Genomic DNA, 13,419 nt, shown 5'->3' with positions numbered 1-13,419 from the left:
GGGATAAATTTTTGCAGAAAAGGTAAATGCCATCTTTTACTTTCTCTTTCTCTAAAACTATAATTCCAATGGGTAAGTATGCAAAGCCTATTTTTGATTGTTCTTAATTTCTATCAATTTGATGTTTAAGTATGATGACAATGAATCAATATTTTTATCATATTATTGTCCCAAATAATAATACGGTTAGAGTCAGAAAATTAACTCCTCAGTTAGCTGAAGATAAGGTAACAGGAAAGTTAGATTTCAGTCAAATAAAAAATAAGATTACAAAAATTATTAAAGCTCCTGATAACTTGGATGATTATTGGGAAAGTGAACAAATTACTAATTTAGTTATCGCTCAAATCAACGATAAAATTAGAGAAATTATTGAAGCTTCTGATAATTTGGAAAGTCAACAAATTACTAAGGTTGGAGAAGCTTTGTTTGAGACTTTGTTTGACAGTCAATTAAGAGAAGATTTTTTGGCATACTATCAAGAAATAGTTAAACAAAAGCAACAAAATTTAGCGGTTATTTTAGAAGCAATACCGGAGTTGGCAGCCTATCCTTGGGAGTTAATGTGTTTACCTGAACAATATAATCAAGGTGAGATTTATTTCGCTACTGACCGTAAATTAAGCTTTTATCGCTGTCGATATCAATCACAAGAAATAGATAAACTATCTATTCAAATTAATAAAAATGAACAGTTAAAAATTGCTTTAGTTGTCTCGATACCGACTGCCGATCCTCAATTAAGTGATGATGTGGAATACCAGGAAGTAAAGCAATACTTAAAACAGGTAGATAGTGAAAAAGAGCAAGTGAAATTTTTGCCTGTTATGGATTCTCTGGATTTCTATGAAATTGTAGAAAGATTAGAAACAGATAAACCGGATATTTTTCATTTTATTGGTCACGGTCAATTAATCGAGAAGGATGGAGAAGAAGTAGGGCAAATTGCTTTTGTTGGTGAGTTTGGGAAAGCTGATTGGAAAGATGCTAAAACGTTTGTCCGGTTGTTTAATAGTCATAAACCAAAAATTGTCATTTTACAAGCTTGTGAAACTGGAAAACAATCTCAAACTAATGCTTTTAGTAGTGTAGCTTCTCGGTTAATACTGCAAAGAATTCCAGTAGTTATAGCTATGCAATATAAGGTTTCTAATTTAACGGCAGTTAGTTTTGTCAAAGAGTTTTATTCAAGAATTGTCAAAGGTGATTCTGTTGAGATGGCAGTTCAGAAAGCTCGGTTTAAACTAAGTATTGAGAATGGTTATGATAAGCGATATTTTGCTACTCCTGTCATTTTTATGGCTGTACAAGATGGTCATTTATTTGAAAGTGCAACTTCAGCAAATGAAGAAACAAAAGACTTGAATCTTTCCAATTCAGAAAGTGAAAAAACAAAAGGTTTAAGTGTTTTTGATATTGATACTTTAGTAGATATTCTGATAAGAAGTGGTCGAGTTAATACATTAAGTTCCCGAAGATCCTTATGTATATCAATACAAGTCAATCCGTCTGATATAGGTTTCATAGAAAATGTTGCTTCTCGTGATTTTGCGGAACAATTAATCTATTTCCTTGATCAAAATAAGAAGTTTTCAGAACTATTTAAGCTTTGTGAAAAAATTGCTAATAATGCATCTGGTTTCAGAGCTGAGTTAAATTCTATTCAAAACAAATTAAACTGTAATTAATATGAATGAGTTACTAGATAGACAACAGCAAGATGATTTGATTTGTTGGATTGAAAATTCTGGTTTGTGTAAAACTTCAAAGAGTCGCCAAACATTCGTTATCGAAATCAATTTAAGACCTGAAGACCATGAATTTGATGGAAGGGAACATGATTTTGTTGTTTATTTAATTTACAAATTAGTTCAAGCTAGAAATGAGGAAGCTATTCAGTTAATTTTAAAAAAATTAGAACAAAATTTACCTCCTCATTATCATCAAGAAATAAGGAATTTATTACCTGTAGGTCGTGTAATAAACTTAAGGGAATACCAACCTGGTCAACCTGAACCTCAATCCGCTTATTTTGTGGATTCTCAAGTTTTCCAACTCATGCCTCTTGATATTGGCACAATTTGGGGATTACAACGTAGTAGTTTTATTGGTATTTTAATTAGCTTTGAAGAGGCTAAAATCTATGAAAATTTAAAAAATGTTGAGTTTTTATTGTCCGATACTATAGCAAATAAAGAGAAAAATTCCTCTGGTATAGTATTGCCAAAAAGAGAGTGGATATGGCTAGATACTGACAATTACAATCCACCTTCGGAGAAATACCAAATTATCGACGCAGTAGTAAATCCAACTCAGGAACTAGACAATATTTTAAATGAAAACCCTTCTCCAGATTCAACAAGTATACCCGGTTTTTTCTTAGAAATTAAGGCAAAAAAACTTAATACAAATGATTCTAATTATTCTAATAAAATTCAAGAATGGTGTAAAGCTCTACTCAATGAATTATTTCCTTCACAGTCAGTAGCTATTGTGATTAATATTGTTAGTTCCATAGAAGTAAATATCGATAAAAGCGTTAAAAACTTAAAAGCAAAATTAGAAAAGATTGCTGAAGAAAAACCCATCGAGTTAATGCGCCTAGATTATCGACTATTTTTCAATAATAAATCATCTGAAACCACTAATGATACTAAGTCAAAAAACAAACCAGGATTAGCATTTTGTAGTTGGATGTACAATTTTCGTAATTCTAGTTTGCCACAGGAAATATTACAGGGGCAGAACAGTAATTACCAAAATATTATGAAGCTATATGAAACCTTAAGAGAGAAATATTCAGAAAAAAAGTTGAAAAATGCTTATGAAAAAATTACACCAAATAATGTAATATTAGATATTCAAGAGAGTACATCTCAAGATTTGCCAAAAATCTATGAACAGCTACTCAAAATTATTGTAATTTACTCTGGTGAATCAAGCCTTACATGGATTAATGCTTGTGTCAAAAGTAAAATTGGGGAAGCTGTTAGAGCAGCATTAAAAATAGCAACTGATGATGATTTTATTTTCCTCTCAGATATTCTTATGGATGGTTGGGTTGATGCTATAAATCTCGACGATCTAGATTTACTTTACAAAAATGGGGCGTTTACCTCAGATTTTGACAAGAGTAATAACCCGAAATTAGAAAGTTTGTTTCTGGCTCTTTTACGAAAAGAAAACGAAGAGAATAGCAGTGACGAAAAAGTTAAAACCATGATTCAAAAGTTATCAAATTCGCTATTGCTTCAGGAATTATATGATTTTTATAAAAACCCAACCGAGAAAGAAAATGATTTTCTTGATTTAGACTATGCCGATTGGTTTACATTAGCAATTCGAGCAAATATTAAGTTTGAGCAAGTTATAAATAAATTAAAAACAACTCCAGTTAGTGATACTTTTATTATTCGCATCTACTGGCTATTAGCTACTATTACCCCTACTAAAGAAAATATTATCGAACTGTTGCAACTAGAACCAATAAAACGTGCAATTTTAGGGTTGTGTACACATCAAGAGTGGCAAAATATTCAAAATAATTCTAATAGAAATAGAAAGCGTCTAATTAATGATTGTCGGCGAGACCGTCCTCTAATTTTCTAATTAGGATTAGGTGGAAAAATTATTAGGACTTACACAGAAACCGAGCTTATATGAGATGCTCTACGATATTGACATTTGTCTTCCATAAACCTGGTTTGTTATAATACGGTCTATTTACTCATCAGCTATAACTTCTATTTCTTTGCTTTTTGCCATTTCTGTCCCCAAATGTTAAATTAATATAAGTCCAGGTACTTATAATTTATGCTTAGTGAATGGTATTTTTGCTGCTGTATTAGGGCCAACCCTGCTGACACAGAAGCCTTTCTATCAATTTTGGATGTTCTGGAAAATCCAGAAAGTGATTCTCAGTTACTCTACCTAGCTTATAATGAGCTAGAGCGTACAGAAGACAGAATGCAAATCTATGCTTTGCCTGTCGTATTGAAGTCACTGCGTCGAGAAAACCTTCCTGCTGGACTGAAAAGTAGGATTAAGCGCTACCTAGAGAATTTAATTGAGAGTGTCCCAGAAAAAGTAGAAGACTCAGTTCGACAACTGATTGAATTAGCTTTATCTAATCAGACTGAAAATTTGACAAAAATTATCAAGGTAGTCAATATTTTTGTTAAGGAAAACCAGGACTTACAGGAACGTCGGTTAAGTCCTACACCCTACCTTGAACTCCAAGAGTTTTTGCCAGAAACTCTGGTGCTAGCTATTATTGCAGATCGACTAGAAAATAACGAAAAATTAGTTGATGAATTCGCTGGTAAAATTAATAACCAGGACGAAACATCTTGGATTAATGTGTTCCTGGAGGCAGCACTAGATTATCAATTTGGTCGTTTAGCATTTCGACTCGCTGCTTCAATTGCTTCACTGACATCAACTACAGATACAGAAGAGCTACGAGTTTTGATTGCTCAAAAAGCATCTTTAGCACCACACGCTGAACCCGATCTCTTACATACCTATGCGCTCATTTTATTTAGAGATACAAGTCAAAAAAATCAAACTTCTACCCAGTGCTACCGTATTATTCAAGAATCACTAAACCTGTTTGAACTGCGTACTTTAATCCAGGAAATACCTATTAAAAAGAGCTACGCTGTAGATACTTCATTTCGTATTGTCGGTGTTCAAAGGACTCCAAACAGAACTCAGGGATTACCAGTTTTTTACTGGCAGATTATTTTATGGGAACTTGCAGCTCAGATTCATGCTTTAACTACCGCTGATGAGCTAAGGAAATTCTGGCATCCACAAACTAAGTTGCCAGAATTTCTTAATATCAATTGTTCTGAAGCAGATATCCTGCAAAAAGCAAAAGCCCAATTTAAGTCCGTTATAGAACTGCTAAAATTACCAGCAAAAATAGATTTAGCAATAAACAAAAGAAAAAATTTTTATCTTAACGATAAGTATATATGGCTCTTCTTGTCTCCCTGGATCGCACGAGGTTCTGATAGAGAATTGTATCCAAGTGTGGATGAGCCAACTTTACAGATTCGCACTATGGCCAGCGTATTTGTTGCTATTCGCTTACTACAACAATTAGCACAGGATCGGAACAATTGGGAACGGGTTGAATTTGCAGCAAGATTTGTAGCTCATGGGTTCGATATAATTACCACAATAGAGAACTCCAACAGCAATAGAAATAAAGAAGGAGACACACCTCTGCTTTCCGATCCTTTAATGGGGTTATTTCAATTTGCCAGGCGACAAATTCAACTTGTAGGTACTGGAAAGTTGAACTCAATCGATCCGCAAATGTTTGTCGAAATCTGCGACAAGGCGCAATTATCTCAGGAAAAGCACTCCTCTTGGGAGGAGAGTCTGTTTCTAAATTTAGTGCTTCCAGAAGTCATGGTTTCTTGGATATTAGATGCCTATCCTAGTGCTGTCAGTCCCCAAGGTTCAGGACGATGGTTGGAGCGAATTATTAGTGTTTACAATTACCACACTGCTTATAATAAAAGACACAAATTTCGAGGACGACAAAGAGCAGCCTTAGTTGTCCGTTTTTTATCTCCTAAATACTCACTAACCCTAGATGAGAAATTGGACTGGAGAACTGAATACAGTAAGAAGGATGTATGGGAAGTTAGGCCACGCAAGCTACTTCTGACTGAACGGCAGTTAGATCCATCTATCTGGATTCAATTGGAAACAGATGAGAAAGTTCAGTGGAAAAGTGAGATTTCTTCAAAGCTGTTTGTATCAAATAAACTGGTTTATACATTAGAGTTATTAGATGCGATCGCGAATCATCTGCCTAATTTTGAAATTAAAGAAGAAGACCTAGAAAAATACTTTAAAAATCTGAAAAGCTATCTGAATAATGCAGAAGAATCTAAAGATATCGATCGCTTTACTCGCTTGCGTTTAGTAGAATTTTTAGACAGTTCCATTTTAGATAACCGAGCTGAAGAACAAGTTGTGGTGGCGTCGGTTTTGTTAGAGTATGGGACTGTCTATGACCTTAAAAAGATGCTGGAAAAAGTATATGGCACGGAAGAAGATGACACAACATTAAAAAAAGCAACAACTGCTGCTCGTGAGGAGTTACAAGAAGCATTATTACCAATAATTTATAAGCGTCTGGAAAAAGAAGCAGAGTTGTTGCAGGAAGTACATTATGAAAGTGACGACTTGAGTCAATCAAGAAAAGCTCAAAGTCCAAGAGAAACATATAAAAGTTTACAGAATGCTAAATTTTTAAAAGAATGGGTGACGAAACTCCTTTATCTAAGCAGTATTGACGAAAACAAAGATTATTTTAGCGATCTTGGTGAGAACTTAGCAAGTTTGCGCGAAAAATCATTGGAAAGAAAAGTAACCAAGGGAATTAGAGCTAAAACCTTAAATGTGGAACTCCGAGATAAGCAAAAGCTGCTTGTGTCTAATGAGAAACCTACAGATTGGGTAATCAAGGCAATTAATTACAATCCAAATAAGTTGAGAGCAAAAGTCTTTTATGAAGAATTTGATACTAAAGAAATCAAAAACTTATTTAAAACAATTCCCCATGAAGTTCGTAATCTGAGTCAAAAAGACAACGAGCCTTTGAATGTTCAAGCTCTAGTAATTGATAAGGTAGAAGAACCAGGCGATCGTGCTTCATGGAAATATACTTTTGATTGTGGGTTTGAGTTCCCGCTAACTCACTCATCAGATCGAGATTTGTCTCTCAAACCAGGCGATTTTGTTAAACTTCCTATTCGACAGTTTCAGGAAGGGAATGAATTAAAGTGGAAGGTTTCTGACCAGGATTTACGTTTGATTAAAGACTTAACTCACAAAACTCTACCTGGAGACATAGAGAAGATCGGCGTTGGTGAAATTTGGCGGGATGATCGTAGAACATCCTGGTATTTGGAACGCCAATTAAATCAGCAAACAAAGGTAGAAGTGGAGCGAAGTATATGGGATGCCGATATTTCTCGTTACTTTTGTCAACACTCTCATTCATTAAAACCTGATGTCTTTGCTAAACTGAATGAACAGCACAAATGGGTTCCACTTGACCTTGATTTCAGCGATCTACTTGCAAAATTATGCCATTCTAAGCAGCACAGTAGTGTTGCTGTTTTAACCTTAATCGAGCCGGAAACAATAGAGAAATTTGGTGAGAAAGCATGGCGCTTTTCTCGTCATCGGGGTGAAAACTATCTGATTGAACAGCATCATTTCTTAGGTGATAATTCTAAGAAATTGGCTGAGGAGATTGACCGCTTTCAAGATTGTATAAACGGTGCAGTAGGATTGTTGATTGCAGTAAAGCCAGACTTTGAAGCAAAGCAAGTTGGGTTGAAGCTAGTCACTTATTCTATCAATCTCGATCAACTTGAAAAATTTTACCCTAATTTAAGCCTTCCTTTTGATGATCGGAATATTAAGTGGCGCGAACTGTTTGCTCCATCTGATGAACGGTTAAAAGCTAAAAAAGACGATAATGGCAACTGGTTCTGCGATCTTAATGAATATGAAAATAAGGTAATTCCTGGGTACCCTCGCCAAGTGAAAGTGAAATGGGATGGAAGACTAAGACCAACCTCAAATCAAAAAACTGCGGATTTGATTGTTTCCGAGTGGCAAGAATTCCAATGGCAAAATGCTGTTGTTAAAGGTGAAGTTCCTGAATATTATGAAATCACCCCTGAGAAAAAAGATTGGGTACGGTTTCTCGATCGTTGGCTTAATTTGCCGAGAAGACAGTATATAGAATCAGGAGAGCGCGTAGTTCTGAGAAAGTATTCAAAAAGGTCGATAGAACGCGAGCAAGATGGCTTTGTTAGCTGTTTCACAACCGAAAATATGTTGGTTTTGGTGCAAATTGAATCGATAACAATGCTTCCTCAAGAAGATAGAACAAAAGTTTTCATTGGTGAGAAGCGAGAAGCAGAAATATTGTGGATCGATTGGCAGGAAATTTCTACTCCTCCCGAAATCTACGATCCAGAAAATGCTGTTCCTCCTGAAGAGGTGAGACAAAATAACCAATGCTTGGGAATAATCACAAGAATACCGCAATCAAGCACAGAGGGGACGCAGTGTCAAGTTATGTGGCAGGTAAGTCCAGGTGAGATTAAAGAGCAAGATTTGGAAATTGATAACCTGTCTGACATTAAGCTTAATAAAGGCTACAAGATTGTTGGATACAAAAATCAAGGAAAGTGGCAGTTTTATATTGAGAAACCAAAAATTCGAGTTAGGGCGCTTTGGTCACTAAAAAAGTTGAAGAGCAGTAACTCAGACAAGCTTTACTACTTAGGGAAATTATCTCATAATGGTGAGGATTTGGAAGTAGCAGAGCAAGAATATCATCCTGGTGAATTAGTTTACTTGTCCGATATATCTGAAGAAATTTCTCATCTAGCAGTTGGCAAAAAAGACCAATCTGGAGTTCTCAAGTTTGAGGGAAAAAGCTTTTGGGAAAATAGCAATACAAGTAATACTGCTGGTTACAGAAACACTTTGGATGAAGCTCTTTACGAACGTGCAATTCTGAAGTTCGGCGATCGTCTTTTGATTGGTGACTGCAGAAAAGCGATGGGGAATGAAAAGGTTACTGTGCAAGATATTGAGTTAGTTACAGAATCACGTCCTGATGAAAAATTTGTGCTGCGCAGGCGATTTTATTTACGCAAAAGTCGTTACATTAACATTAAGGAGTATAAGACCAATACCGATACCAAGCTATGGAAAGAAAGACTAGAAAAATATTTACAAGAACCACGCACCCTAGCAGCAACCTTGGTAGAAAATCAAGATGAACTTGGATTTTTATTGTCAAAAGGTGGACCGGATGAGATAAGAGTTCCGGAAGACTTTTCAGAAAAGAATTGGACACTTTGGGTTCCACTGGCGTCGGAGGAGGGTAAATTTGTGATGACAGGTAATTACTCAGACCAGGCTAAGATTTATTTATTCCGTGTAAAAAACTGGCAAGTCTGGGCTTCCTGTCACCGAGTTCCACCTATTACTCTTGAAGAATTTAGGCGTGATTATTGTGAAGCAGCGAGACCGGGTACTAATGTCTTGCTCAAAAATAAAAATCTTAATCTCTACTATGTCGGTCCAGAAACAGTGGATGATTCTACAGATAGAAATGATCGAGAGATTCATCACCGATTTGAGATGGGATATGGTGAAACTTTACTGATTCCTGAAAGTCAACTGGAATTTAATGATGGTCCATTTAGCCAAGCACAATTATCCCTCTTTCATGGAGACCGAATCAAAGTAATATCATTCAAACAAGCACCAAATGAAGAGAGTGCAAACTACGAAGAAGTGGAAGATGAAGAGAGTGTAGATAGGCAACAAGTGCAGCACATTCTCAACATTAAGAGTACTGATATTGAGTGGTCTGAAGCTCGACAGCTTTACAATCAAAGAAGCTTGTATAAAATTGTTCACTTACTCCACCTTAAACCTGAAAGCAACAGCCTAGAAATTAACTATATCGATGGATTTAACGAAAATACGACTGCGCAACTCCGAAAATTTGAGAGGTTCAAAGCATCTCTCAGTGATGAAAGTCAGGAAAGACTTTCTGATAGATGGCAAAGATGGCTTAATGATGGAGAATCAGACCCTGTAATTTTTGGGCGCTTAGACGAAGAACGCTTTAGAAACAGCTATGGTAGAGAAATTTACTTTAACCATGTAAGACTCTCATTTCAGGGGTCTTCAAATTCGTGTTTGGATAATAGAGAGATGGTATTTCTCAGAGGAGATAAAATTATTGAGCTAGGTAAAAATGATATGGCGCTGACTCTCAAGCCACCAAAAGGATTAGATCAAGAAGATGTTGGTGAAGATGGGAAGGAACTGCTTTTGTTGCGACGGAATTTCTCAATTAGGGAAAATCTCCTCAAACAAGTTTATGAAGAAAAAGGAGAAATGGAATTTTCAGACGATCGTCTGTTGCTGCAACTAACTCGGAAAGATAGTCAAACAATTACTTCAAATTTGCTAATATTAGACGATAGAGTTCCAGCTCGAAAAGCTTCTGCACTGCGCGGTGCAATCTCAAACAGTGGCCGAACAGGATTGTTAGCAGTAATTGTCTTTGCAGAAGATGAGGGTACGGTTCAAATTGAATATAAACCAGGAATCTTCATTCGCCTAAGAGCATACCAAATTGAATCTCCACTTAAGAACTTGCCGCGAGGAACCCTTGTGCGCATTACTAATGCACCTAATGGTAAGTTTATTATTACCCGTGCAGCATTTGGCAATGCACAATATGTTTCAAAGAGTATCCGACCAGCGGTAGTATTGCCAACAAACGATATACAAAGGACTAAGCCAGAAGAATGGAAGCACAAAGGTCGTTTCGTAATTGGAGGTCTACCGGATATTGTTGCTCGTTTTGGTGAATATACAGACAACCAGTGGAAAAGTAAAAACACTCTGCAATTAGAAACCATAACTAACTTGATAGCAACACAACATCCCAAGATCATTAGTTTAGGCAAAGATGGGAGGGAAAATTACCGAATTGCACCGCCTTCCGATGAGTTTCCTTGTGGTCACTTGCTCAAGATAGACAATAGCCATAAAGTGCAGTATGTACCTTTACATTCAGAAGCTACAGAGCAAAACAATCCCATTCCTTGGCATTTGCTATCTTTTGGAGACGAATCAGTCAAGCAAATTGTCAAACGAGCTGATTCACAATCATGGCGTTATCACGACGATCAAACTTTTACCTGGAATAAGGATACTCAAAAATTTGAGCCTGAAAATCTGAGAAATCGCCCTCATACTGTTTGGAGTGGTCCGATTTTCTTTGAGTTAATAGACGAAGAACTGAGACTACGCTACACCAAATACAAGTTTCGTAAGTTTGGGTTCCCAGTTGAAGAACTAATTAACGCACTGAAGGATGAAAATCGGTCTCATTTATATCCGATAGCAGGGGTTAACAAATGGGAGCATAGTTTATGGATTGAGTTAGCACCAGGACGATTGGTTGAACTACCCACCCAATTAATTGTCTGGCGTTCTGAGGCTAATAACAAAGAGCGATCGCTGACGGACTTGATGCACTGGGAGGGTTTTGCACCAGGCGATCTGGTTGAACTGGAAATTGTCTCAACCGATCCACTGACTATTGACAGGATTGCCTTGAAAGAATGGATTCCTGGTATTCGTAATGCTCTTGGTTCAAGCAAATGCTTCTTGCCAGTTAACACTGTCAACACAGAGTCAGGAGAAATTAGCCTTGGTAGAGGAGAATTTCAGCTCAAACTCCCCTTTGCAGATGAAAATCCTAACTGGAAAATGGTAATTTTAACTGCTGAAAATAATCAGATAGAGGGGGTTGCTGTTACATCCTCTATGGAAAATCCTCAACCAAATGATGTTGTGTTTCTAGAATTAAATACTCAGGAGCAGCTCGTTGTTGTAGGTTTTGAGACAATAGAACCACGTATAAAGGAGAAAGATATTGATGTGGTGAAAAATATAATTCGTGCCGCTGGTGGTGCTTTACCAGTTACGGTTGAAGAATTTAACACTGAAAATAAGCATCTCCTATTCTCAATGCGACATCAGGAAAAGGCTGCTCATATCGCACCCAATCGTATTAGTCTCGCAAGTTTTGTAGATATATTACCTGATGCCAAAACAGCAATATTACGATGTGGTGGTGGGTTAATCTCCCTCCCTATGCAAAAGATTGTTCCTGGAGTTGATCGCTCGCTTTACAATGATGCAGCAAAAGAATTGAAACAAGCTCGAGTTTCTCTGTGGCTACGTCAAGAGAAAAATGTAAATGGCATTACGGTAGGATTCAGAGATGATTCTAAAAATCAAGACCTACTTGTCAAATCCTTAGATATTCTCCTGCAAAAGGATGGGGAAGTTGGGTTAATTTGTCAATCAATTGAGACAAAAATATTACACTGGTTGCCAATTCAGGAAGCTGCTTGGACAGAGCTATCGGTTGAAGAATTCCGCGATGTATTTAAGTCAAAGGAGATAAAAGTTAGGCGTAAGCTAATCACTCGCGATCATCAGTTGGGCAAAAATTATAAAGCTTATATTATTTCTGTGCTTGCTGCCACAGATGTTTACGCCGAAGCCAAAAAACTAACAATTGGTCAGGAACTATTAGTGCAAGTAATTCAGCAGGTAGTAAGTAATGATGAGAACAAGCGGCGGTATTTAGTGGAGTCATTGAAAACTGAGGTCATCCTAGACTGTGAAATTTATGATGATTATCGAGAATTACAACTGGGTGAGACTCTTTCTGTGGAAGTTTCATTGCATATACAAGGCGATCAGGATTTGATTACAGTTGTTCCGGTTGACAATAAGCGAAAGTATTTAGACTTACCAACCTGGATGACAGAGAAATTTCCCTTACCTGGAAAACAGCGACAATCAATACGCAAATACCTAAGATGGCGACAAAATAACCAGTTAAGTCTTGTTGGTAATGACAAAAAAGAGAATTATAGTCAGATTGATAAATCGCTTTGTTCTTGGTTTAATGATGCTTTTGGAACTCATGGTAAGGAAGGAGCAAATAGCCATCTTGAAGGTCAATTAAAAGCTGCACAAGATTGGGATAATCAAAACCGATATAAACATGAAATTAATGCTGCTTTTGCTATTATGGCAATCCTTTTACTGAACAAGCACGAAAAGACAAAATTTGAAGCTTACACATTAACGCAAAATTTAGGACAACGAGCGTTGCGTAGTTTGCATATTGAGGTTATCTATCAAGGATGGTTGAGAATTCCCAATAATCTAGAACGGAAAGATGGATTATGGCAACGTCTGCAGCAATTAAAAGTTCAAAAATATTCTAACGTTTCTCTAGAAGAAAATAACCCTGATGCGATTAGACGATTTTGCAATGCTGTTGAGATGCGTTCCGAGCGAAAACTTTTACCTATTGCCAACAGTTTGTCTGCTGCATTAGGTGAGTTATCTAACCCTTTAGAAATGAACAGAGATACTATAGTTCCAGTTACAAAGGAGTTGATAGCTCTCGATCGCACTTTGCATCCTTTGTCTAGGATAAAAGAGCTGCAAAATTATCATACAAATAAACTACAGGAAATTTTAAAACTAATAGAGGAAAATGGATATGATATCATGCTCTTAGAACCTCTAAATTATAAAACAGATAATTACTCTGAAGATTCAGGAGGAATTGATTCGCAAAGTGAGTTTCCACAATACCAAGGTAAGATTAATTGGGGAGACTGGATTTTGGAGAAAATTGACAACTTAGATGATTTGACGGAACAATATGCTTCACTCGAAGAAAATATTATAAACTTGAAAAATGGTTTTAAGCGAATTAATGAAATAAAAATTATGGAGGACTAAAGAGTA

3 protein-coding genes are annotated in these 13,419 nt (G+C 36.4%); all 3 read left to right on the top strand.

Going from position 1 to position 13,419, the window contains the following annotated elements; all coding sequences use genetic code 11:
- Positions 1 to 131: 131 nt before the first annotated feature.
- On the top strand, positions 132 to 1,688 hold the full coding sequence (locus F6K54_RS09860; RefSeq protein ID WP_293076958.1) for a CHAT domain-containing protein: 1,557 nt from the start codon (positions 132 to 134) through the stop codon (positions 1,686 to 1,688).
- 1 nt (position 1,689) lies between these two features.
- Complete coding sequence (locus F6K54_RS09855; RefSeq protein WP_293076956.1) at positions 1,690 to 3,609, top strand: hypothetical protein; 1,920 nt, start codon at positions 1,690 to 1,692, stop codon at positions 3,607 to 3,609.
- Between the two features lie 204 nt (positions 3,610 to 3,813).
- Complete coding sequence (locus tag F6K54_RS09850) at positions 3,814 to 13,413, top strand: hypothetical protein (protein ID WP_293076954.1); 9,600 nt, start codon at positions 3,814 to 3,816, stop codon at positions 13,411 to 13,413.
- Positions 13,414 to 13,419 lie beyond the last annotated feature (6 nt).

It is taken from the genome of Okeania sp. SIO3B5 (genome assembly GCF_010692555.1).
Lineage (GTDB): Bacteria > Cyanobacteriota > Cyanobacteriia > Cyanobacteriales > Microcoleaceae > Okeania.
This window is presented reverse-complemented; position numbering and strand designations above follow the sequence as displayed.

What these genes read in the sequence shown, in the direction of transcription:
- F6K54_RS09860 (WP_293076958.1), top strand. Translation starts at nt 132, where the DNA reads ATGATGACAATGAATCAATATTTTTATCATATTATTGTCCCAAATAAT.
- F6K54_RS09855 (WP_293076956.1), top strand. Translation starts at nt 1,690, where the DNA reads ATGAATGAGTTACTAGATAGACAACAGCAAGATGATTTGATTTGTTGG.
- F6K54_RS09850 (WP_293076954.1), top strand. Translation starts at nt 3,814, where the DNA reads ATGCTTAGTGAATGGTATTTTTGCTGCTGTATTAGGGCCAACCCTGCT.